General features: G+C 64.2%; 23 protein-coding genes and 2 pseudogenes. 21 read left to right on the forward strand and 4 right to left on the reverse strand.

Annotation, left to right across the window (positions count from 1 at the left end; translation table 11 throughout):
* Positions 1-147: pseudogene (locus tag J0I79_RS26725) on the reverse strand (fatty acid desaturase); the annotation flags it as partial.
* 180 nt (positions 148-327) lie between these two features.
* Here J0I79_RS26725 and J0I79_RS26730 point away from each other — a divergent pair.
* The 11 genes from J0I79_RS26730 to J0I79_RS26780 all read left to right on the forward strand — a co-directional run bounded on the left by J0I79_RS26730 (position 328) and on the right by J0I79_RS26780 (position 9115).
* A complete protein-coding gene (locus tag J0I79_RS26730) occupies positions 328-1359 on the forward strand; it encodes a LacI family DNA-binding transcriptional regulator (RefSeq protein WP_292866524.1) in 1032 nt (343 codons plus the stop codon).
* Between the two features lie 473 nt (positions 1360-1832).
* Positions 1833-2774 (forward strand): sugar ABC transporter substrate-binding protein, encoded by a 942-nt coding sequence (locus tag J0I79_RS26735; RefSeq protein ID WP_292866526.1) that lies wholly within the window; start codon positions 1833-1835, stop codon positions 2772-2774.
* Positions 2775-2887: 113 nt separating this feature from the next.
* Entirely contained in the window at positions 2888-3964 is a 1077-nt protein-coding gene (locus tag J0I79_RS26740; protein WP_292866528.1) for an ABC transporter permease, read from the forward strand.
* Positions 3965-3966: 2 nt separating this feature from the next.
* Positions 3967-4734, forward strand: coding sequence for an ATP-binding cassette domain-containing protein (locus J0I79_RS26745; protein ID WP_292866530.1), 768 nt, complete (start codon positions 3967-3969; stop codon positions 4732-4734).
* Positions 4735-4851: 117 nt separating this feature from the next.
* Complete coding sequence (gene iolG / locus J0I79_RS26750; protein ID WP_292866532.1) at positions 4852-5847, forward strand: inositol 2-dehydrogenase; 996 nt, start codon at positions 4852-4854, stop codon at positions 5845-5847.
* Between the two features lie 31 nt (positions 5848-5878).
* Positions 5879-6673, forward strand: a complete 795-nt coding sequence (locus tag J0I79_RS26755) for an SDR family oxidoreductase (RefSeq protein WP_292866534.1) — start codon at positions 5879-5881, stop codon at positions 6671-6673.
* Positions 6674-6781: 108 nt separating this feature from the next.
* Entirely contained in the window at positions 6782-7048 is a 267-nt protein-coding gene (locus J0I79_RS26760) for a type II toxin-antitoxin system Phd/YefM family antitoxin (protein WP_292866536.1), read from the forward strand.
* On the forward strand, positions 7045-7467 hold the full coding sequence (locus J0I79_RS26765; protein WP_292866538.1) for a type II toxin-antitoxin system VapC family toxin: 423 nt from the start codon (positions 7045-7047) through the stop codon (positions 7465-7467). The genes J0I79_RS26760 and J0I79_RS26765 overlap by 4 nt, the downstream gene beginning before the upstream one ends.
* 54 nt (positions 7468-7521) lie before the next feature.
* A complete protein-coding gene (locus J0I79_RS26770) occupies positions 7522-7770 on the forward strand; it encodes a hypothetical protein (RefSeq protein ID WP_292866540.1) in 249 nt (82 codons plus the stop codon).
* A complete protein-coding gene (locus J0I79_RS26775) occupies positions 7751-7933 on the forward strand; it encodes a hypothetical protein (RefSeq protein ID WP_292866542.1) in 183 nt (60 codons plus the stop codon). Before J0I79_RS26770 ends, J0I79_RS26775 begins: the two co-directional genes overlap by 20 nt.
* 87 nt (positions 7934-8020) lie before the next feature.
* On the forward strand, positions 8021-9115 hold the full coding sequence (locus tag J0I79_RS26780; protein WP_292866544.1) for a 3-deoxy-7-phosphoheptulonate synthase: 1095 nt from the start codon (positions 8021-8023) through the stop codon (positions 9113-9115).
* A 37-nt stretch (positions 9116-9152) separates the two neighbouring features.
* On the opposite strand, the gene J0I79_RS26785 is transcribed toward J0I79_RS26780, so the two are convergent.
* The gene (locus J0I79_RS26785) at positions 9153-9788 is read right to left on the reverse strand and encodes a LysE family translocator (RefSeq protein WP_292866546.1); all 636 of its coding nucleotides are present in this window, start codon (positions 9786-9788) and stop codon (positions 9153-9155) included.
* Positions 9789-9916: 128 nt separating this feature from the next.
* Between J0I79_RS26785 and J0I79_RS26790 the strand changes: the two genes are divergently transcribed.
* Positions 9917-10612 carry a YafY family protein gene (locus J0I79_RS26790; RefSeq protein ID WP_292866548.1) on the forward strand — a complete coding sequence of 232 codons (696 nt, stop codon included), beginning with the start codon at positions 9917-9919 and terminating at the stop codon, positions 10610-10612.
* Between the two features lie 24 nt (positions 10613-10636).
* On the opposite strand, the gene J0I79_RS26795 is transcribed toward J0I79_RS26790, so the two are convergent.
* The gene (locus J0I79_RS26795) at positions 10637-11818 is read right to left on the reverse strand and encodes an MFS transporter (RefSeq protein ID WP_292866550.1); all 1182 of its coding nucleotides are present in this window, start codon (positions 11816-11818) and stop codon (positions 10637-10639) included.
* 126 nt (positions 11819-11944) lie between these two features.
* Between J0I79_RS26795 and J0I79_RS26800 the strand changes: the two genes are divergently transcribed.
* Positions 11945-13441, forward strand: coding sequence for a PLP-dependent aminotransferase family protein (locus J0I79_RS26800; RefSeq protein WP_292866552.1), 1497 nt, complete (start codon positions 11945-11947; stop codon positions 13439-13441).
* Positions 13442-13475: 34 nt separating this feature from the next.
* Here J0I79_RS26800 and J0I79_RS26805 read toward each other — a convergent pair whose 3' ends face one another.
* Entirely contained in the window at positions 13476-14585 is a 1110-nt protein-coding gene (locus J0I79_RS26805) for a Gfo/Idh/MocA family oxidoreductase (RefSeq protein WP_292866554.1), read from the reverse strand.
* Positions 14586-14741: 156 nt separating this feature from the next.
* Between J0I79_RS26805 and J0I79_RS26810 the strand changes: the two genes are divergently transcribed.
* From J0I79_RS26810 to J0I79_RS26845, 8 genes and pseudogenes are all read left to right on the forward strand, one after another.
* Entirely contained in the window at positions 14742-15587 is an 846-nt protein-coding gene (locus J0I79_RS26810; protein WP_292866556.1) for a MurR/RpiR family transcriptional regulator, read from the forward strand.
* 156 nt (positions 15588-15743) lie between these two features.
* Positions 15744-17678: a 5-dehydro-2-deoxygluconokinase gene (iolC, locus tag J0I79_RS26815; RefSeq protein ID WP_292866558.1), complete on the forward strand. Its 1935-nt coding sequence runs from the start codon at positions 15744-15746 to the stop codon at positions 17676-17678.
* A gap of 35 nt (positions 17679-17713) precedes the next feature.
* Positions 17714-19564: a 3D-(3,5/4)-trihydroxycyclohexane-1,2-dione acylhydrolase (decyclizing) gene (iolD, locus tag J0I79_RS26820; protein ID WP_292866560.1), complete on the forward strand. Its 1851-nt coding sequence runs from the start codon at positions 17714-17716 to the stop codon at positions 19562-19564.
* A gap of 169 nt (positions 19565-19733) precedes the next feature.
* Complete coding sequence (gene iolE / locus J0I79_RS26825) at positions 19734-20651, forward strand: myo-inosose-2 dehydratase (protein ID WP_292866562.1); 918 nt, start codon at positions 19734-19736, stop codon at positions 20649-20651.
* 43 nt (positions 20652-20694) lie between these two features.
* The gene (locus J0I79_RS26830) at positions 20695-20907 is read left to right on the forward strand and encodes a DUF3329 domain-containing protein (RefSeq protein WP_292866564.1); all 213 of its coding nucleotides are present in this window, start codon (positions 20695-20697) and stop codon (positions 20905-20907) included.
* A 250-nt stretch (positions 20908-21157) separates the two neighbouring features.
* Positions 21158-21970 (forward strand): 5-deoxy-glucuronate isomerase, encoded by an 813-nt coding sequence (gene iolB / locus J0I79_RS26835; RefSeq protein ID WP_292866566.1) that lies wholly within the window; start codon positions 21158-21160, stop codon positions 21968-21970.
* 149 nt (positions 21971-22119) lie between these two features.
* Positions 22120-22827 carry a DUF1045 domain-containing protein gene (locus J0I79_RS26840; protein ID WP_292866568.1) on the forward strand — a complete coding sequence of 236 codons (708 nt, stop codon included), beginning with the start codon at positions 22120-22122 and terminating at the stop codon, positions 22825-22827.
* Positions 22828-22880: 53 nt separating this feature from the next.
* A pseudogene (locus J0I79_RS26845) lies at positions 22881-23480 on the forward strand (alpha-D-ribose 1-methylphosphonate 5-triphosphate diphosphatase); the annotation flags it as partial.

The raw sequence follows: 23480 nt of genomic DNA on the forward strand, positions 1-23480 counted from the left end.
GCCGTCGGAGCGCTGCATCAGCTCCTTCATCTGCTTGCGGGGAATGTCGGTGTGGTACCACTCGGCGGCCGACAGGCCGGTCTCCACGGCCAGCTTGGCGTCGCGGCCGATCAGGCTGTAGTCACGCCGGGACGGCGCTGCGGTCATGATTGCCTCCCACGGCAAGATCTTCGCGAGGCGGATGCCAATCACCTGCTGTTTTGGCGCCCACTGGCTTCGAGCCTGAAAATATCGCCGAGTCGTGATGGACTCAACATCACAAAGATAGTTTCTATCATTTCCTATCAGAGTGATGTATCATGCCCGGACAATTCGATGAGGGCGATCATGGCGAAACGGCCGACCATCTCAGATCTGGCGCGCGTCTCCGGCGTCAGCGTCGCCACGGTGGACCGCGTACTCAACAATCGCCTGCCGGTGCGTGAGGAAACGGCGCGCCGCGTCTACGAAACCGCGACCGAGATCGGCTATCACGCCGCCGGCCTGATCAAGCAGCGCATGCGCCATGAGTTGCCGGAATACCGGCTCGGCTTCCTGCTGTTGAGGGGCAACGACGTCTTCTACAGCGAGTTCGCGCGGCAGCTGGAACTTGCTGTGTCGCAGTCGCAGCGCTTCCGTGGCGTCGCGATCATCGACTTCGCCAGTTCGCTGACACCGGACGAGATCGTCGAGCGCACACGCAAGCTGGCCGCCAGATGCCGGGCGGTCGCGCTGGTCGGACCGGACCACCCGACGCTCACCGTCACGGTCGAGGAGATGAAGGCCAAGGGATTGCCGGTGTTTTCGCTGCTGTCCGACTTCGCGGCCGGCATTCGCGAGGGCTATGTCGGCCTCGATAACCGCAAGGTCGGCCGTACCGCGGCCTGGATGATCTCCAAGGCGGCGAAGCGGCCGGGCAAGGTCGCGCTGTTCGTCGGCAGCCACCGCTTCCACGGTCATGAAATGCGCGAGATCGGCTTCCGCTCCTTCTTTCGCGAACAGGCGTCGGACTTCACCTTGCTCGAGACACTGGTCAACCTGGAGGCCAACCAGATCACGCAGGATACGCTGCTCGACCTCTTGGCCCGCCACCCCGATCTCGTCGGCTGCTATGTCGCCGGCGGCGGCATGGAAGGCGCCGTCGCGGCGCTGCGGCAGGCAAAGCCGGCGGACATGCCGGCGGTCGTCTGCAACGAGATTTCGGCGGTCTCGCGTGCCGCCCTGGCCGACGGCGTGCTGACGATGGTGATCTCGACGCCGCTGGCGGCACTTTGCCGTGAGCTGCTCGATCTCATGGCGCACGCCATCGAGACGGGGGCGGCGAACGCGCCGGGGCAGACGTTCCTGCCGTTCGACATCTATTTGCCGGAGAATATCTAGAGAGCCACTGACGGCTGGCTGGAACATCTACGCCTTCGTCATCCACGGGCGGAGCAAGGAGCGTAGCGACGCAGCTCCAGGGGTCTGCGCGACGGAGCTTCGCTCCTGCTTCGCCCTGGAATGACGACGTGGGAGAACCTTCGCAAATCGTGAGTGGTTGCTCCTGAGAGGCGGCCGGCGCCTTGGTCCTGATCCAGTTGGACCAGGGCTTTGATCATCCACCCCCTCAAAATCCTCCACACCGTTTTGGAATCGCCCTTGACGTCTCGCGAAAAAATGGAATAAATATTTCACCAACTGCATATTTTGGTTCTTTCGTTCCGGAACGTCTGTTTCAAACGGAGGCACGGCGTTCCAGCGCAAAACAGGAAGGGCCGAGCGGAACGGAACGACATCAGGGAGAGATTCCCCGGCGAGATCGGGGATTCCGGATAGATCGGTGCAACCGGACACCAAGGTGGAGGAGATATACAATGAAGAAACTTATTCTGGGCGTCGCCTTCGCGGCGCTTATGAGTTCGTCGGCTTTTGCCGCCAAGATCGGCGTGTCGATGGCCAAGTTCGACGACAATTTCCTGACCGTTCTGCGCAACGGCATGATCGAGCAGGCCAAAGGCATGAGCGGCGTGGAGCTGCAGGTCGAGGACGCGCAGAACGACGTCGCCAAGCAGCTCGACCAGATCAAGAACTTCGCCGCTTCGGGCGTCGACGCCATCATCGTCAATCCGGTCGACACCTCGGCCACGCAGGCGATGTCGGACGCCGCCGCCGCGGCCAAGATCCCGCTGGTCTATGTCAACCGCCAGCCGGTCAATGTCGACACGCTGCCTGACAACCAGGCCTTCGTCGCGTCGAACGAAGCCGATTCCGGCACGCTCGAAACCAAGGAAGTCTGCCGCCTGTTCAAGGAAGCCGGCAAGAAGGAAGCCAATGTCTACGTGATCATGGGCGAGCTTTCCAACCAGGCCGCCGTGCAGCGCACCAAGGACATCGAGGACGTGATCGCCACGCCGGACTGCAGCTTCATCAAGATCATCGACAAGCAGACCTCGAACTGGGATCGCGACCAGGCCCAGAACCTGATGACCAACTGGCTGTCGACCGGCAAGAAGTTCGACGGCGTCATCGCCAACAATGACGAAAGCGCGATCGGCGCCATCCAGGCGATGAAGGCCGCCAACATCGACATGAAGACCGTTGTCGTCGGCGGTGTCGACGCCACGCAGGACGCGCTTGTCGCGATGCAGGCGGGCGACCTCAAGGTCACGGTGTTCCAGGATGCGGCCGGCCAGGGCGCGGGCGCGCTCGATGCCGCGCTCAAACTGTCCAAGGGCGAGAAGGTCGAACGCAAGGTCTACGTTCCGTTCCAGTTGGTGACCCCGGCCAACATCGACAAGTTCCTGAAGAAGAACTGAGCGGCGGGCCTGCCCCTTACGGGCGGCGCTTTCTGGCTGCAGACAGCGCCGCTCGCTTCACCGGCTCTCGCAAAGGGCCGACGAACGAGCGCGTCTGACGGAGGATAGAAGAATTGGCACAGACATCCCATGGCGTCGGCGGCCTTAGCTATGACGCGAAGAAGCGCGCCTGGCCGGCCGAGTTCAACGTTTTCCTGGCGCTCGTCATCCTCGTCGTCATCTTCGAACTGATCGGCCGCATCTTTCTCGGCGACAGCTTCCTGTTCAACACCCGCAGCGATGTCGCCGGCATCTTCAACGAAGCCCGCCTGCAGATCATCATCCTGCAGGTGTCGATCGTCGGCATCATCGCCATCGGCGTGACGCAGGTGATCATCACCGGCGGCATCGATCTCTCCTCCGGCTCGATCGTCGGCGCGACAGCGATGATCGCCATGAGTTTCGCCCAGGTGGCGACCGTCAACGGCAATCCCAACCCCAAGGCGATGTTCCTGGCGCAGGGCTGGACCGACCTGCCCGTCATCGTGCCGGTGCTGGTTGCGATCGGCTGCGGCCTGCTCGCCGGCCTCGTCAACGGCGCCCTGATCGCCTACACGCGCATTCCGCCCTTCATCGCCACGCTCGGCATGATGGTGACCGCGCGCGGCATCGCCAAATGGTGGTCGAAGGGGCAGCCGATCTCGTTTCCCACCGACAGTTTCGCGGCCATCGGCAAGGGCCTGATGCCGGTCATCATCTTCCTGTCGCTGGCCGTGCTGTTCCAGCTGATCATGACCTATACCAGATACGGCAAGCACTGCTACGCGATAGGCTCCAACGAGGATGCCGCGCGCATGTCCGGCATCAAGATCGCCAACCACAAGATCCTGGTCTATGTCATCGCCGGCATTCTGGCCTCGCTGGCCGCCGTGGTGCTCTCGTCGAAAAACCTTACCGCCCAGGCGGGCATGGGCGTGATGTACGAACTCGACGCCATCGCCATGGCGGTCATCGGCGGCGTGTCGCTGTCGGGCGGACGCGGCTCCATCATCGGCACGGTGATCGGCGCCCTGATCTTCGGCGTCATCATTTCCGGCTTCACCTTTCTGCGCCTCGACGCCTACTACCAGGAGATGGTCAAGGGCGCGATCATCGTCGGCGCGGTCGTTCTTGACCAGTGGCGCCAACGCATGCGGGCATTGAGGGCTTGACCATGTCAGACATCGTCCTGAAGACCGAAAACCTGACCAAGCGCTATGGCGGCGTGCACGCGCTCGAGGGTGCCAACTTCGAACTGCGCAAGGGCGAGCATGTCGCCATCATGGGCGACAACGGCGCCGGCAAGTCGACCTTCGTGCGCCAGATCACCGCCGTCGAGCAGCGTACCAGCGGCAAGATCTGGTTTGACGGCAAGGAAGTGAATTTCACCGGCCCGATCGCGGCCCGCGAAGCTGGCATCGAGACCGTTTTCCAGAATCTCGCGCTGGCCGACGATCTCGACGTGCCGTCGAACCTGTTCCTGGGACGCGAGAAGGTGCTGTTCAACCTCGGCCCGTTCTCAATCCTCGACCGCAGGGCCATGCGCAAGGCGACCGAGGCGGCGCTGGTGCGCACCGCGGTGAAGATTCCGAACCTCTCCAACACCATCCGCCACATGTCGGGCGGCCAGCGTCAGTGCGTGGCGATCGCCAGGACGGCCACCTTCGCCTCCAAGCTGATCATCATGGACGAGCCGACGGCCGCGCTTGGCGTACAGGAAACGGCGCAGGTGGAAAACATCATCCGCACGCTCAAGGACAATGGCGAGCCGTTGATCCTGATCAGCCACAATATGCGCCAGGTGTTCGATCTGTGCGACCGCATCGTGGTGTTCCGACGCGGCCGCATCGTCGCCAATCTGCGCAAGCAGGACACGGACGGCCAGGACATCGTCTCCTACATCACCGGCGCCAAGACCGGGGAAGCAGAACTCGCGGCCTAGAGCCAGACGGGAGGGCGAAGGTCAATCGCTTCCCGCCGATCTTATCTTGACCGGAAAATCATCCCGCGCCCATGAATGGCGCCCCGTAGCTTCGAACACCCCTCAAAGGAAATATCCATGACTGTCCGCTTCGCCCTCCTCGGTGCCGGCCGCATCGGCAAGGTCCATGCCCGCGCCGTCGGTTCCAATCCGCAGGCCAAACTGGTGGCCGTTGCCGATGCCTTCGAAAAGGCGGCCAAGGAGCTGGCGGATGCCTATGGCGCCGAGGTGCGGACCATCGACGCCATCGAGAAGGCCAAAGACATCGACGCCGTCGTCATCTGTACGCCGACCGATACCCATGCCGACCTGATCGAGCGCTTCGCCAAGGCCGGCAAGGCGATCTTCTGCGAGAAGCCGATCGACCTCAACGTCAAGCGCGTCGAGAAATGCCTGGCCGTGGTCGAGAAGGCCAAGGCGACGCTGATGGTCGGCTTCAACAGGCGCTTCGACCCGCATTTCGCCGCCGTGCGCAAGGCGATCGACGACGGCGCGATCGGCGCCGTCGAGATGGTGACCATCACCTCGCGCGATCCCGGCGCGCCTCCGGTCGACTACATCAAGCGCTCGGGCGGCATTTTCCGCGACATGACCATCCATGATTTCGACATGGCGCGCTTCCTGCTCGGCGAGGAGCCGGTGGCGGTCAGCGCCCACGCCTCGGTGCTTGTCGACAAGAAGATCGGCGAAGCCGGCGATTTCGATTCGGTCAGCGTCATCCTGGAAACCGCTTCCGGCAAGCAGGCCGTCATCTCCAATTCGCGTCGCGCGACTTACGGCTACGACCAACGCATCGAGGTGCATGGTTCGAAGGGCATGATCGCCGCCGAGAACCAGCGGCCGGTGTCGATCGAACTGGCCAATGAGAAGGGCTATACGCGGCCACCGCTGCACGACTTCTTCATGACCCGCTATCTCGACGCCTATGCCAATGAGATCGCTTCGTTCATCGCCGCGGCGACGTCTGGCAAGAAAGCCGCGCCAAGCGGCGCCGACGGCCTGGTGGCGCTGAAGCTGGCGGATGCAGCGCTGAAGTCGGCGACATCGGGCAAGACCGTGCGTCTCGACAAGTAACAACCGGATCAGGATTCAAGGGAGCAGAGCGATGAGCGGTTTGGCCGGTCGCAATTCACAGACACGCGCCATCGTCACCGGCGGCGCGCAGGGCATCGGCTTCGCAGTCGCCGAGGCGCTGGCCGACGAAGGCTGCAAGGCGCTGGCGCTGATCGGCCGCTCGCAGGAGAAGGGCGACAAGGCCGTCGCCCATTTCAAGAAGGCGGGCGTCGATGCGATCTTCATCAGCGCCGACGTTTCCAAAGTGGCCGACTGCAAGCGCGCGGTGTCGACCGCGCTCGCGCATTTCGGCACCATCAACGCGCTGGTCAACGCCGCCGCCACCTCGGCACGGGGCTCGCTGGTGGAAACCTCCGAAGAGCTTTTCGACACGATCTTCGCCACCAATGTGCGGGGACCCTTCTTCCTGATGCAGGGCGTGGTGGCACATCTCCTGGAGAAGAAGGCGCCCGGCTCGATCGTCAACGTGCTGTCGATGTCGGCGCATACCGGCCAGTCATTCCTGACGCCCTATTCGACCAGCAAGGGCGCACTGATGACCCTGACCAAGAACGTCGCCAACGCCTATCGCTTTAACCGCATCCGCTGCAACGCCGTGCTGCCCGGCTGGATGGACACGGAAGGCGAGGACATCGTGCAGAAGAAATGGCACGACGCGCCTGACAACTGGCTGGAAAAGGCCGAGGCGGCGCAGCCGATGGGCCAGTTGGTGAAGCCCGACCAGCTGGCGCGCCTGATCAGCTATATGGTCAGCCCGCAATCGGGCGTCATGACCGGATCGCTGGTCGATTACGACCAGAGCATCGCGGGGTCGTCGCCGGAGTAAGCGCGCGGCCAGGTAGTATATGCTGGTAGCCTGACGTCGCTGCTTCCTGTTGGCGAGGCGACGTCGATCCTATATAGTCAAGATAGTCAGACTAGTCATAGGTTCAAGATGCCGGCCGCACCCAAGGAAGATTCCAAGTGGACCGTCGCCGGAGCAAAAGCCCGGCTGTCGGAGGTTATCGAGCGCGCGCAGTCTTCGCCTCAAACCATCACCAGAAACGGCAAACCGAGCGTGGTTGTCGTCTCGGCCGAGGAATGGCAGCGCAAGACCGTACGCAAGGGTACGCTCGCGGAATTCCTTCTGGACTCACCCTTGCGCGGCGCCGATCTCGACCTTGAACGTCAGCGCGACGAACCGCGTGACCTGCCGCTGTGAGGCTGCTGCTCGACACGAATGTCCTGTCCGAGGTGACGAGGCCGTCGCCGGACATGCGTGTTCTCGCGTGGCTGAACGAGCTTGATGAGGACCGCTCATTCATCAGCGTCGTGTCGATCGCCGAGATCCGGCGCGGCGTCGCCCTCATGGATGAGGGCCGCAAACGCGAGGCGTTGGCCGAATGGCTCGCCCGTGACCTGCCGCAACGCTTCGAGCAGCGGGTTCTTCCGGTCGACGAGCCGGTGGCCCTGGCCTGGGGCGATCTGATGGGCCTTGCCAGGCGCAGGGGGCGCGGCCTGTCGTCGATGGACGGCCTGATCGCGGCCACCGCGATTGCGCGGGAGCTCACCTTGGCAACGCGTAACACCAGGGATTTCGAAGGGTTTGGAATCGAACTTTTCGACCCCTGGAATGCATGAACTGCTCGGCATGGCACGTAAGGTCTCGAAAGCAACCCAAAAGAAAACCTCTCGATGCATCCGTACTGGATCAGGATAAACGGTCATCTTGGTATCGGCGTCACTGCCCGATCGGAAGCCGACGCGCTCCAGCTACTCTCGCAGGCCTTCCCGTCCAAACGGGCGATCAGCATCGAGGTCATAAACGACATGAACGATCTCGATCAGAATCACGTCATACCCAATTTGGATGCGGCCAACTGGCTTCGGCGTGGCATCTGGTTTCCTCAAGGCTACGAGCACATTGGAACTGAGACGGGATGAAACGCCCATTGCTTCGCGAGGGGTCGCCGCATCGAAGCCGCCTGCCATTACCCCCATCGACAAGCGCCTCGGCTTCCACTATATGAGCGGCATGATCAACCTGTTCGCCACGTATTGGTACTTTAGCAGCTCGCTGGCGGCGGGAGGATTGCGCTCGATCTGAAGATTGCAGCAAGAAGTCCGACAAGCCGCCAGACCTGGCGGCTTTTTTATTTCAGCCGGCAGGTCTCCCAACCAGGAGCAGAAAGCCGTGTTGACCACCACAGACGACCTTCGGGTCAAGGAAATCCGAGAACTGAGCACGCCGGACCAGGTGATGCGGGAAATCCCGCGCACGCTGACGGCGACACGCACCGTTGCCGCATCACGCAACGCCATCCATTCCATCCTGACCGGGGCCGACGATCGACTTGTTGTCATCGTCGGCCCTTGTTCCATTCACGATCCGGTCGCCGCCGTTGACTATGCCAGCCGTCTGGCGGCGCTGCGCGAGGCCCTGTCGGACCGGCTGGAGATCGTGATGCGGGTCTATTTCGAGAAGCCGCGTACGACCGTCGGCTGGAAAGGCCTGATCAACGATCCCGACCTCGATGGCTCCTTCAACATCGAGAAGGGGCTGAGGATGGCGCGCAACGTGCTGTCGGCCGTCAACAATCTCGGCCTGCCGGCGGCGACCGAATTCCTCGACATGACGATCCCGCAATACATCGCCGACCTCGTCGCCTGGGGCGCCATCGGCGCGCGCACCACCGAAAGCCAGATCCACCGCGAGCTGGCGTCGGGCCTCTCCTGCCCGGTCGGCTTCAAGAACGGCACCGATGGCAATCTCAGGATCGCTGGCGAGGCGGTGAAGTCGGCCGCGCAGCCGCATCATTTCATGGCGGTGACCAAGGGCGGGCGCAGCGCCATCGCGGCGACATCAGGCAATGAGGACTGCCATGTCATCCTGCGCGGCGGCGTCGCGCCCAATTATGACGCGGCGAGCGTCGAGGCGGCCGCCGCCGAGCTCGGACGCATCGGCGTGGCGCCCCGGCTAATGATCGATGTCAGCCACGCCAATTCCGGCAAGAAGCCTGAGAACCAGCCGAAAGTGGCGACCGACGTGGCTGGCCAGGTGGCGGCCGGCGACGAACGCATCGTCGGCGTCATGATCGAGAGCAATCTCGTTGCCGGAAGGCAGGACGTGGTGCCGGGCAAGCCGCTCGTCTACGGCCAGAGCATCACCGACGGCTGCATCGACTGGGCGACCACCGAGACGGTCCTGCACGGGCTTGCCGGCGCGGTCGAATGGCGCCGTTCGGCGCGCCGCGCCATGCTGGAGAACAGCCGGCAGGGCGCGGCCTGACGGCATCGGCTCGAAGCGGCGTGACCAGGCTCCGGGGTCACGCCGCCTTCAGGCCTTCCCAGGCCGTGAATATGGAGACAGCGAACAGCAGCAGTCCCGCCGCGCGGCCGGCAAGAGCGGTCGCGTTGGGATTGGCGACCAGCAATTGCCGGCTGCGGCCGGCCGTCACCGCGAGCCCGCCATAGATGGCGAACTGCGTGGCCACCGTCATCAGCCCCATAATGGATGCCTGTATCCAGACCGGACCGTAGTCCGGCTTGAGGAATTGCGGATAGACGGCGAGGATGAAGAGATAGGCCTTGGGATTGATCAGACAGGTCATGAGCCCCTGGCGAAACGCCTTCCAGGCGGTGCGGCTGCTCGCCGGTCCGTCCTGGCCGACCGTGATGGAGCTGCGCATCAGCGTGATGCCGATGAAGGCCATATAGGCTGCGCCGGCGACCAGCAGCGGCTTGAACAGGATCGGCACGAAATGCATCAGCAGGCCGACGCCGATGGCGCCGTTCAGCGTGTGCACCACGCCGCCCAGCATGATGCCGCCGGTGGCGGCGAGCCCCCTGTTGCTGCCGCCGGTCAGCGCGTTGGCGAGCACGAACAGCATGTCCATGCCGGGCACGATGATGATGCCCAGCAGCAGGACGAAGAACAGCCAGAGATTTTGCGCATAGTCCATGTCAGTTGCCTGTCGCCTTCTACGGCCCGCCCGAAGGGAAGCCGTTGATTTTCAATCCGATAGGCGCTCCTATAGATCGAGCCAACTGACGATGATGTGTCAGTTGCGAACGGCGGCAGGTGAGAAAAATGCGCAAGGCGTCGCGCCTGTTCGAGATCATCCAGGTCCTGCGGCTGGCGAAACAGCCGGTGACGGCGGCGATGATCGCCGAGCGGCTGGAGGTGACGATACGTTCGATCTATCGCGACATTGCCGCCCTGCAGGCGATGCGCGTGCCGATCGAGGGCGGGCGCGGTATCGGTTACATCCTGCGCCCCGGCTTCGACCTGCCGCCACTGATGTTTTCCATCGAGGAGATGGAGGCGATCGTGCTGTCTCTCGCCCTGCTGGAGCGCACCGGTGACGACGAGCTCAAGCAGGCGGCCAAGCGTGTCGGCGCCAAGATCGCCGGCGCGGTGCCCGCACCCTTGCGCCAGACGCTGGACGCCAATGCGTTGCATGCCTGGGGCTTCGCCAGGCCGCTGGCCGGCGCGATCGACCTGGCACTGGTGCGGCGCGCCATCCGTGACGAGGAGAAGCTCGACCTTTCCTATCGCGATGAAATGGGACGCGCCTCCGAACGGCTCATCCGCCCGATCGCGCTGATCTATTATGCAGAAAGCGCCAACATCGTCGCCTGGTGCGAGCTGCGCCAGGCGATCCGCAATTTCCGCAGCGACCGCATCGAGGATTGCCAGCCGACCGGCTTGCGGTTCAAGGGCGAGGGCGACCGCCTGCGGCAGCTCTGGGTGGAGGGTTGGGAAACGCCGGCCGCCGGTGGCTGAGACTGTCCCGCCAACAGAGCACGGTCATGTGGCCTGCACGCGCTCGCCGGCAAGACGCTGGCCACGCAGCAGAGCCAATCCGATTTCGGCGATCGCGAACAGCAGCACGGCGACAAGGAACCCGTGTGTACCGACATTGACGATCAGCCATCCGCCAAGCACGGGGAAACCAAATATCCCCAGGAAATAGGCAACGACGAACCATGTCAGCGCCGCATTGCGGTGCTCCGGAGGAGCATCGTTCACCGCCTGTGTCTGGATGACGGAATAGACTAGGCCATAGCCCAGGCCCAGCAGGATCGCGCTGACGATCTGGACCAGAACGCCATAGGCGAGGCCGAAAGCGACGATGACGCCGGCGATCATCACCGCCAGCAGGATGACCGCGACATGGTCGCCCTTGGCGCGGCCGATCAGCGGCGCAAGCAGGAACCGGGACGCGACAACGGTGATTGCATAGGTGGCAAAGAACGTGCTCGCCTGCAGCCCGGTGCCGCGCACGAGCGAGGTCTGGAATGTCAGCAGGCCGCTGAACACACAGGCCCCTAACCCGACCATCAGGATGGGATACATCGCACGCGTGCGCAGCAGCGCCGGCAGGGCTCGCACCCAGTCGTTGCCGGCGGCCTTGACCGCGGCCGCGAGCGGGCGCACCGCGATTGCCTCGAATCCGGCAAGGAGCGACGCGGCGAGCAGGCAGACCAGGGCCACGGCGCCAAAGGCCTGCCCGGTGGTGAGCCCGAGATTGCCGATCAGCGCCGTCGCCACGATCGGGCTCAGGCCGATCCCGCCCATCTGGAACGCACCATAACGCGTGAACCAGAAGCCGCGATCCTGATCGGTCACGCGCATCGAAAGCGCCATCGGCGCGGCCAGGAAGAAAATGCCCCAGCCGAGGCCGATGAAGAAGCCGGCGACGCCGATCAGCGGCGTCAGGGCCGACAGACTTGCCAGGCCGAGATAGCCGGCGGCAACCAGCACAGCGCCAAGCCCGGCCATGCGGCCCGCACCTACGCGCCAGGCAAACCAGCCGACAAGGGGAACGCCGACAAGCGTGCCCAGCATGGCGCCGCCCAGCGTCGTGCCGGTCTGGATCTCGCTGCCGCCGAGCGCCCGGAAATGCTCGGTGAGCAGGAAGGTGGCGCCATAACCCATCGATGTGAGCAAGGTGGCGACAAAGAGCAAATAGGCGTGCGGCGTGCGCATGGCTGCAACTTTCCGGCCGAAACGGCCTGCAATTCCAAGAAACAATGTGGTACATTAATCTCTCGAATTTCTGACATTTCACAGGTCCTCTTGGAGCTGATTTCGAGGACCACTTGGAGGAGCGCCATGGCCGAAGAGACATCGCGCAGGCATGAAGACGCCACGCATCTGGTCGACATCGCGATCGATCGGGACTCGCAAGCATCGATTGGCCGGCAGCTTTATTTCGCGCTGCGCACCGCGATTGTCTCCGGCCGGATGCCCGCCGGCGCACGCTTGCCCTCGACGCGGGCGGCGGCCCGGCTTTGGGGCGTATCGCGCGGTGTCGTCGTCGAAGCCTACGATACGCTGCTGAGCGAGAACTATGTCGTCGGCCATCATGGGTCGGGCACCTTTGTTTCGGCTGACGTGCCGGGGCGTTCGGAGCGCGCGCGCCGGACCGCTCCGGCAGATTCAACGGCAACAAGCGACATCTCGCGCGCCGCGCGCTCTGTTATTGGAAACCCGTCCTTGGAGCCGCAGCCCCAGGTCCCTTTCGCCACTGGCCGGGCCGAGCCGGACGACAGGACGCGAGCCGTTCTCAAACGCATCGGCCATCGTCACCTGGAGGCGTTCCATGACCACTATCGGGATCCGCAAGGCGAGGAGAGGCTGCGTGGCGAAGTGATCAGGTATCTCGCGGCGGCTCGGGGTGTACGCTGCGATCCGGACCGCGTCTTCATCACCTCCGGCTCGCAGCAGGCGATCGATCTTGCCATCCGCACCCTGATCAACCCGGGGGACACGGTCGCGATTGAAGATCCTAGCTATCCGCCGGCACGGCTGGCCTTAACGGCCGGAGGCGCCAGGCTCATTCCCATTGCGGTCGACGGACAGGGGATCGACGTGGACCTGCTGGCCGATCGGCCGGAAAACGTGCGGGCCGTCTATGTCACGCCATCACACCAATATCCGACGGGCGCGATCCTTTCCATGGCACGCCGCCTGGCGCTCGTCGACTGGGCCGCGGCCAGGGAGGCGTGGATCCTCGAAGACGACTATGACAGCGAGTTCCGCTACGATGATCGCCCGCTGGCCGCGCTGCAAGGCGTCGACGAGCACGACAGGGTCATCTATTTCGGCACGTTCAGCAAAGCGCTGTTGCCGGGTTTTCGGCTGGGCTATCTCGTGGTGCCGGCGGAGCTGGTGCCGGCGGTGCGGGCGATGCGTGTGCTGCTCGACCGTTTCCCGGCTCCGTTTCACCAGCTTGTCGTCGCCGACTTCCTGGGCGAAGGGCATTTCTCCAGCCATCTCAGGAGGCTGCGGGAAGCCTATCGCGGCTCGCGCGACATGCTGGTGGCGCTGCTGCGGGAACAATTCGCGGATGTGCCGGAGATCGGGATTGAAGTGCCCATGCAAGGCGTCCATCTCTTCGCCCGGCTGCCCTCTGGCTCCGACGATGTCGCGGTCGCACGGGCCGCGCGCCGATCCGGCGTAACCGTGCTGCCGGTTTCTCCGATGCATCTTGCCCCGGTCGCCGGCCACGGCCTTCTTCTGGGCTTCTCCGCCCTGCATCACCAGGAAGCGGCGCCCAGCGTCAGGCGGCTGGCCCAGGCGGTCCTTCAGGAGCACAGGCGGCTATAGCTTCCAACTTTGCCTGCGTTGTCGCGCGACCGGCCTACCTGACATCGACCCAGCGCTTTTCCTCGAACGACCTGGCCATTGCGTGCACGGTGCGCTCTATCTCCAGACCCTCGGCGAACTCGATGAGTCGTGCCGGCTTTCCGGCAAGGCGTGTCAGCAATTCGCGGCACTCGATGATCTTGAGATCGTTGAAGCCGAGATTGTGGCCCGGCGCCGGCAGGAAGGCATCGTAGGGCTTGTGATGCGGCGCCACCAGAATGGTGCGATAGCCCTGCTCGGTCGGACGATCAGCGGTGAGATAGAGCTGGAACTCGTTCATCCGCTCCTGATCGAACAGGATCGAGCCCTTGGAGCCGAAAATCTGGATGGCGATGCGGCCCTTGCGGCCCCAGGCCGAGCGGTTGACCTGCAGCGTCCCGGCAATGCCGTTTTCCAGATGCATCAGCACGCTCGCGATATCATAGGTCTCGACCGCGCGGCGGCCGCCGGCCGCGAGCTTGCGGTCGGCATAGGGCTTGGCCATGTCGCAGATGACGCTGGCGACGCGGCCGAACAGGGCCGAGACCAGCGACAGCGGATGCACGGCGAAATCATCGAGCGCGCCATAGCCCGAGGACGCCTCGTGCTTCCAGAAGAACAGCGCCTCGGGATCGGCCATGAAATCCTCATCCATCTCGATGCGCAGATGGTTGACCTCGCCGATAATCCTCTCGTCGAGCAGCGCACCAATATGGCGGATGGCGGGGCTCTGGATGTAGTTGTAGCCAAGTGCCGCGACCTTGCCGGATTTCCTGGCCGCGGCCGCCATCGCCTCGGCCTCGGCAAAGCTCGGCGCCATCGGCTTTTCGCACCACAGATGCTTGCCTGCTTCGAGGACGGCGATGGCCATTTCCGGATGGAACTGGTTGGGCGTGGTCAGCGACACGATGTCGACGTCCGGATCGTTGACGACGGCGCGCCAGTCGCCCGACGCCCTGGCGAAGCCGAACTCGCCGGCCTTGCGCCTGGCCAGATCCTCATTGACCTCGCCCAGATGGACCAGCCGTGGCTTGGCCACGTCGGGAAAGACGGCGCCGACGGCACTCCATGCGATGGCGTGACACTTGCCCATGAACCCCGTTCCGATGAGACCGACGCCGACCATTTTCCGTTTTCTCCACTGCCTGAAGCGTTGCGTGGATGAATTAATCCATTTTTGTTCAGAATGGAATGTCTGCCTCATTTTTAATGGCGTTCTTGCGCAAGCGCGCTATGATGGGGCACAGAGAGCGCCTCCTTGCAGGCCTTGAGCAGAGCGAAGATGGACGAACAGGTACCCCGCGACTTCGAGACGCTGCGCGCCACGATCCTCGACCGGCGCGAAAGCCTGCCGAAGCGTATCGCCCAGATCGCCGCCTACGCGCTCGACAATCCCGACGACATCGCCTTCGGCACCGCCGCCAGCATTGCCGCCTCGGCCGGGGTGCAGCCCTCGACCCTGATCCGCTTTGCCCAGCAGCTCGGCTTCGACGGCTTCACCAGCCTGCAGCAGGTGTTTCGCGAGCGGCTGCGCGAGCGCAATTCGTCCTATGACGAGCGTTTGCAGGCGCTGCGCGCCAAGGCGGAAGGCGGCGCCGGCCATCGTGCGATCTTCGACGGCTTCGTCGCCGCCGCCAGCACCTCGCTCAACGATATCTCGCGCACGCTTGACGACGCTCACCTGGAAGAGGCGATCTCGCTGCTGGCGAAGGCGCAGACCATCTATGTCCTGGCCAAACGGCGCTCCTATCCGGTGGCGACCTACATCGCCTACGCGCTGGGCAAATTGAAGATCCGCAACCAGCTGATCGAATCTGCCGCCGGCCTGAATGCTGAAATGGTGAGCTTCGCCACGCCGGCCGACGCCGTCATCGCCATCAGCTTCTCGCCTTACGCACCCGCGACAATCGAGGAAGCGCGCACCATTTCCGAGCAGGGCGTACCGATCGTGGCCATCACCGACAGCTCGTTCTCGCCGCTCGCCCAGTTCGCCAGGGTCTGGTTCGAGGTTGCCGAGGCCGACTTCGCCGGCTTCCGTTCGCTGTCGGCGACGATGGCGCTGGCCATGGCGCTGACCGTCGGCGTTGGCGAGAAACGGCGCGACGCGGGCCGCAAGCGCAAGGCCTAGCTCATCCTTCTCAAGGCACTTTTCGATCCGGGAATGCTCATTCCATATTGACTATGGATTGGAATTATTATTTCATATTGCCGGCGCCACGCTGCCGCTCGCGCGTGTTACCCAAACAATGTTGTTCACGACAACAAGACCCGACGGGAGGTTCCAATGAGCGAAGCCGTGGATGCCAGACAGGCGCCGCTCGACGTCATCACGATCGGCCGCGCTTCCGTCGACCTCTACGGCCAGCAGATCGGCTCGCGGCTGGAAGACATCACCTCCTTCGCCAAGTCGGTCGGCGGTTGCCCGGCCAATATCTCGGTCGGCACGGCCAGGCTCGGCCTGCGCTCGGCGCTTTTGACGCGCGTCGGCGACGAGCAGATGGGCCGCTTCATCCGCGAGCAGCTGAAGCGCGAAGGCGTCAACACCGACGGGCTGAAGACCGACAAGGAGCGGCTGACCGCGCTGGTGCTGCTTTCGGTCGAGAGCGAAGGCGTTTCGCCGATGATCTTCTACCGCTCGGACTGCGCCGACATGGCGCTGGCGCCCGAAGACATAGACGAGGCCTTCATTGCCTCGTCGCGTTCGATCGTGGTCACCGGAACGCATTTTTCGCGTCCCAACAGCGATGCCGCCCAGCGCAAGGCGATCCGCATCATGAAGGCCAGGGGCGGCAAGGTTGTCTTCGACATCGACTACCGGCCCAATCTGTGGGGTCTTGCCGGACATGCCGAAGGGTTCGAGCGCTATGTGAAATCGGATCGGGTCTCGGCGCAGCTTAAGACGGTGCTGCCCGATTGCGACCTCATCGTCGGCACCGAGGAAGAGATCATGATCGCGTCGGGCGCCGACGACTGCCTGAGCGCGCTTAAGACGATCCGCGCTCTGTCCTCGGCCACCATCGTGCTCAAGCGCGGCGCCATGGGCTGCATCGTCTATGACGGACCGATCAGCGACGATCTCGAGGACGGCATCGTCGGCAAGGGTTTCCCGATCGAGATTTACAATGTGCTGGGCGCGGGCGACGCCTTCATGTCGGGCCTCCTGCGCGGCTGGCTCGGCGGCGAGAGCTTCGAAACGGCGGCGACTTGGGCCAATGCCTGCGGCGCCTTCGCTGTTTCGCGGCTGCTCTGCGCGCCGGAATATCCGACCTTCGAGGAACTGCAGTTCTTCCTGAAGAATGGCAGCAAACACCGCGCCTTGCGCAAGGACGAGGCGATCAACCACATCCATTGGGCGACGACCCGCCGGCGCGATATCCCCTCGCTGATGGCGCTTGCCTGCGACCACCGCGTGCAGCTCGAGGATGTGGCGGCGAAGACCGGCGCCGATCCGGCTCGCATACGCGACTTCAAGGTGCTGGCGGTCAAGGCGGCGGCGAAGGTCGCCGCCGGCCGCGACGGCTACGGCATGCTGATCGACGAGAAGCATGGCCGCGAGGCGATGTTCGAGTTCGCCAGGCATCCCTTCGCCTGGCTTGGACGCCCGGTGGAACTACCGGGTTCGCGGCCGCTGCGCTTCGAGTTCTCGCAGGACATCGGCTCGCAGCTCGCCGAGTGGCCTGTCGGCCACTGCATCAAATGCCTGTGCTTCTACCATCCAGACGATCCGGCTGATCTCAAGGAGGAGCAGCAGCAGAAGCTGCGCTCGCTGTTCGAGGCCGCGCGCAAAATCGGCCGCGAACTTCTCGTCGAGATCATCGCCGGCAAGAACGGCAAGCTCGACGACACGACCATTCCACGCGCGCTGGAAGAACTCTACGCGCTCGGCATCAAGCCCGACTGGTGGAAGCTAGAACCGCAGGCGTCGGCCGGCGCATGGGCGAAGATCGAGGCCGTCATCCTGAAGCACGATCCCTGGTGCCGGGGCGTGGTGCTGCTGGGGCTGGAGGCGCCGCAGGACGAACTGGAAGCTGCCTTTGCCGCCACCGCCAAGGCGCCGATCGTCAAGGGTTTTGCCGTCGGGCGCACCATCTTCGTGCACGCCGCCGAACAGTGGCTGGCCGGCAGGATGTCGGATGACGATGCCGTCGCCGACATGGCGTCGCGTTTCGAACAGCTGACCGAAGCGTGGCTTGCCGCGCGCGGCCGCAAAGCAGCATAAGAAGGCGCGGCGTAAGGACTGCGGAGGAAACCACGATGAGCAAGACAATCCGCCTGACGATGGCGCAGGCGCTGACCCGCTTCCTGTCGCGCCAGATGACCGAGATCCACGGCAAGAAAGTGCCGATCTTCGGCGGCGTCTGGGCGATCTTCGGCCACGGCAATGTCGCCGGCATCGGCGAGGCGCTCTACCAGGTGCGCGAAGAATTGCCGACCTTCCGCGCCCACAATGAACAGGCGATGGCGCATGCGGCAATCGCCTATGCCAAGGCCAATTTCCGCCGCCGCTTCATGGCCGCGACCTCGTCGATCGGGCCGGGCGCCGTCAACATGGTGACGGCGGCCGCCCTTGCCCATGTCAACCGGCTGCCGGTGCTGTTTCTGCCGGGCGAGGTCTTCGCCAACCGCATTCCCGATCCGGTGCTGCAGCAGGCCGAGGATTTTTCCGACGGCACGGCGACGGTCAATGACTGCTTTAGGCCCGTGTCGCGCTATTTCGACCGCATCACCCGGCCGGAGCAGATCATCCCGGCGCTCAGCCGCGCCATGCAGGTGCTGACCGATCCGGCCGATTGCGGCCCGGTGACGCTGTCGCTCTGCCAGGACGTCCAGGCCGAGGCCTATGATTATCCCGAGAGCTTTTTTGCCGAGCGGGTCTGGCACCAGCGCCGGCCGCGCCCGGACCGCCACGAGCTTGCCGATGCTGTCGCGGCGCTCAAAGGGGCAAAGAAACCCCTGATCATCGCCGGCGGCGGCGTGCTCTATTCGCAGGCGTCCGACGCGCTGGCGAGATTCGCCGAAGGCGCCGGCATTCCCATCTGCGAGACGCAAGGCGGCAAGTCTTCGCTCCCCGACGACCATCCACTCAACATGGCCGCGGTCGGCGTCACCGGCACGTCAGCCGCCAACCGGCTGGCCGAAGAGGCCGATGTCGTGCTTGCCATCGGCACGCGCCTGCAGGACTTCACCACCGGATCCTGGGCGCTGTTCAAGAATTCCGGCAAGACCATCATCGGGCTCAACGTGCAGCCCTTCGACGCCGGCAAGCACCGGGCGCTGCCGCTGGTCGCGGACGCAGCCGAGGGACTGGCCGAGCTGGGTGCCGCCCTGGAGGACTGGAAGGCGCCAGCCGCCTGGACCGACAATGCGGCCAAGGGCAAGAAGGCCTGGCAGGCCGATGCGGCCAAGGTGACGGCCTCGACAAATGCCGCTTTCCCTTCCGACGCGCAGGTGATCGGCGCCGTGCAGCGTGCCATGGGTTCGGGCGTGACGCTGCTGCATGCGGCGGGCGGCCTGCCCGGCGAGTTGCACAAGCTCTGGCAGGCCTGCGCGCCTGGCTCCTATCATGCCGAATACGGTTTCTCGACCATGGGCTACGAGATTGCCGGCGGGCTCGGGACCAAGATGGCCAAGCCCGGCGAGGAGGTCGTGGTGATGATCGGTGACGGCTCCTACCTGATGCTGAATTCCGAGATCGCCACCTCGGTGATGCTCGGCTTGAAGCTGACCATCGTGCTGCTCGACAACCGCGGCTATGGCTGCATCAACCGGCTGCAGATGGCGACCGGCGGCGCCAACTTCAACAACCTGCTGAAGGACTCGCGCCACGAGATCCTGCCCGATGTCGACTTTGCCGCGCATGCGGCGAGCATGGGCGCGATATCGGAAAAGGTGCCGTCGATCGCGGAGCTGGAAAACGCGCTGCGGAAATCGAAACAGAACGACCGCACCACCGTTCTGGTCATCGACACCGATCCGCTGGTTTCCACCGAGGCCGGCGGCCACTGGTGGGATGTCGCGGTGCCGGAAGTCTCGGCGCGGCCGCAGGTCAACGCGGCCCGCAAGGCCTATGACGAGAAGCGGCAGATGCAGAGTGTGGGTGATTGAGGTTGGCGCTGCCCCTCACCCTTACCCTCTCCCCGTAAGGACGGAGAGAGGGGGATCGCAGACGTTGCCGCGCATTCCTTCTCCCCGTCCTCACGGGGAGAAGGTGCCGGCAGGCGGATGAGGGGCGGCGCGGCAAGGAAGAATTGAACTGTAAACTCGGAGCACCGACTTGAAAGCCAAACTGGGCATGTCCCCCATCGCGTGGTGGAACGACGATCTTGCCGAACTGAGCGACGACGTCTCGCTGGAAGAGTGCCTGCGCCAGTCGCGCTCGGCCGGTTTCACCGGCATGGAAATGGGCCGGCGTTTCCCCAACGACCCCGCCGTCATGCTGCCGATCCTGAAGGCGGCCGACGTGACGCTGTGCGGCGGCTGGTTTTCCGGCACGCTGGTCGATGAGGATATGTCGAAGAACAAGGACCGCATCCAGCCGATGATCGACCTGTTCAAGGCGGTCGACGCGCCCTGCATCGTCTATGGCGAGGTCGGCCGCTCGATCCAGGGCGACCGCTCCAGGCCGCTCGCGACCAAACCGAAACTGTCTGATGACGAGATGAAGGCCTATGGCCGGCGTCTGACCGAGTTCGGTGAATGGTGCGCCGAGCAGGGCATGCCGCTTTCCTACCACCACCACATGGCGGCCGTGGTAGAGACCGAGCCGGAGCTCGACGCCTTCATGCGCCATTCGGGGGCGGGGATTCCGCTGCTGCTCGATGCCGGCCATCTCGCCTTTGCCGGTGGCGACGTGCTGCGCGCCATCGACAACCACCACAAGCGCATCAGCCATGTGCATGTGAAGGATGTGCGCATGAGCGTGATCGACGGGCTCGATCGCACGAAACAGTCCTTCCTCGACGCCGTCGCGCTCGGCGCCTTCACCGTGCCGGGGGACGGCTCGCTCGATTTCGGCGCCATCGTGCAGCGCTTCGCCGACCATGGCTATGAGGGCTGGTTCGTGGTCGAGGCCGAGCAGGACCCGAAGAAGAACCCGCCGCTGAAGATGGCTGAGGTCGGCCACAAGGAGCTGATGCGGGTGATGACGGCTGCCGGTTACACGGTCCAGACGCAGGGCTTCCCGAATGCCTGACGCGGTGGGTTCACGGCGAGACAGGTTGCTGTAGATTGGCCCGATGAAAGATTCCGAGCATCCCTTCTTCAAGCCGCTGTGGCGGCGTGTCGCCGTCGTCGCGGTGTGCGTCATCTGGTCCATCATCGAGTTCGCCACCGGCACGCCGTTCTGGGGCGTCATCGCGCTCGGCTTCGCCGGCTACGGCGTCTGGCAGTTTTTCTACCTCTACAAGCCGGCGGAGGAAGCGAAGCCTCCGGTCGAGCCCAAGGAGTGAAGTGGTTTATGGCGCAGAGGTTTTGCGTATCGGATGCCGCGTGCGTGACGGATCGCATGCGTCGGTGATTGGCCGAAACGCTCTTCACTTCGTCATCCTAGGGCGGAGCAAGGAGCGCAGCGACGCGGCGCGGACCCTAGGATGACGAAGAGACGGGGCTTGTCGGCCAATCGCCAAGGGCTGTGACGCCCAGCAAACGGCGTCGTTGGTGCCGGCAGTCTGCCAGTGCCAATGTAATAGGAGACACACAATGTCGAAACTGCTCGTCAAAGCCGACAAGGGTCATGGCCGCGTCGCCCATGTGACGCCGAAGAGCGCCGGTTGGACTTACGTGGGTTTCGACCTGCACCGGCTGAAGCCGGGCCAGAGCGCCTCGGGCAGCACCGGCGACCGGGAGGTCTGCCTGGTCTTCGTCACCGGCAGAGGCGATGTCACCGCCGGCGGCAAGACGCTCGGCCTGCTCGGCGAGCGCATGTCGCCCTTCGACGGTAAGCCGTGGTCGGTCTATGTACCCCAGGGGGCGGAATGGTCGGTGACGGCGGCGACGGAGCTCGAGCTCGCTGTCTGCTCGGCGCCGGGGCTTGGCGGTGGCCTGCCGGTCCGGGTGATCGGTCCGGACGATCTCGGCCAGGAGGTGCGCGGCAAGGGCACCAACACGCGCTACGTCACCAACATCCTGCCGGAGGGCAAGCCGGCCGACTCGCTGCTGGTGGTCGAGGTCATCACACCCGGCGGCCACACATCGAGCTATCCGCCGCACAAGCACGACCAGGACAATCTGCCCGCCGAATCCTATCTCGAGGAAACCTATTACCACCGCCTCAACCCGCCGCAGGGATTTGCCTTCCAGCGCGTCTACACCGACGCCGACGAGCACGGTCATCGGGCGCTCGACGAGGCCATGGCGATCGAGGATGGCGACGTCGTGCTGGTGCCCAAGGGATATCACCCCTGCGCCGCCTGCCATGGCTACGACCTCTATTATCTCAATGTCATGGCCGGGCCGAAGCGGACGTGGAAGTTCCACAACGCCGCCGAGCACGAATGGTTGATGAAGGCGTGATCCGACCCTTTTGTCTGAAATCGTTGGTCCAGCCCGGAAAAATCGTCGGCTAAGGACTCTTGGGGTCGATTTGCCTTCGAAAACCCGTCAAAGCTTCGTCAATCCGTCATGGAAATCACCTATGGCAGCGGGACTGACGAGGACTTCCCATGCGTTATGCCATCTATTTCACCCCCCGGCAGGACGAACCGCTGGCGCGGATCGCCGCCAACTGGCTGGGCCGTGATCCCTTCGGCGCCGCGACCAGGCCGGTCGAGGCGGTTGCCGACCTGTCGGCGGCGGAAGTGGCGTTCCACACGGCCTCGGCGCGCCGCTATGGCTTCCATGCGACACTGAAGGCCCCGTTCCGCCTGGCCGCCAACGAGACCGAGACGTCGCTGCGCGCCGCGCTCGACCATTTTGCCGAGGCGACGCCGGTGGTCACGATCCCGCGCCTGGTCGTCAGCCAGATCGACGGTTTCTTCGCCCTCGTGCCGGAAGGCCCGCTGCCGCCGCTCAATCGCTTCGCCGACGACGTCGTGCGCGATTTCGACCGTTTTCGCGCGCCGCTGACGGAGGCCGAGATCGAGCGGCGCAGCCCGGACTCGCTGAAGCCGGCCGCGTTCCGCAACCTGTGCCAATGGGGCTATCCCTACGTCTTCGAGACCTTCCGTTTCCACATGACGCTGTCAGGCCGCGCCGGGCCGCAGGAAGCTCCGCGCCTGCGCGCCGCGATCGACAGCCTGTTTGCCGAGGTGCTGCAGCAGCCGGTGCTGGTGGATGCGCTGACGCTGTTTGTCGAACCCGAACCCGGTGCGCCGTTCCTGGTGCTTTCCCAGCATGCGCTTGGACGCCGCCCTGCCCGCAAGATCGCCTGAAAGAGCCTGCCCAGGACAGCGAAGCTGTCCGCAATAGCCAAGGACTGCCCGCAATGACCGCCGAAACCGTTCTTTCCAACGCCCGCATCGTGCTTGCCGACGAGATCCTGGAGGGATCGCTGGTGCTGCGTGACGGGCTGATCGCCGGCATCGACGCCGGCGCCGTCCGGGGCGGCGAGGACATGGGCGGCGACTATATCATTCCCGGCCTGGTCGAACTACACACCGACCATCTCGAAGGTCACTACGCACCGCGCCCCAAGGTGCGCTGGAACCCGATCGCGGCGGTGCTCGCGCATGATGCGCAGGTGGCGACCGCCGGCATCACCACCGTGCTCGACGCGCTGCGCGTCGGTATGGACGAGGACGCCGACCTTACCTCGGAGGATATCCGCAAGCTCGCCGACGCGATCGAGGACAGTGTCGAGCAGGAACGGCTGCGGGCGGACCATTTCATCCACCTGCGCTGCGAGGTCTCGGCGCCGGATTGCCTGAAGGCCTTCGCCAATTTCGAGACCGACGACAGGGTGAAGCTGGCATCGCTGATGGACCACGCGCCCGGCCAGCGCCAGTTCGTCAATCTGGAAACCTATGCCTACTACTACCAGCGCAAGCTGAAGCTGTCGGATCAGGATTTCAAGAAATTCTGCGAG

Source organism: Mesorhizobium sp., assembly GCF_017306585.1.
Lineage (GTDB): Bacteria > Pseudomonadota > Alphaproteobacteria > Rhizobiales > Rhizobiaceae > Mesorhizobium.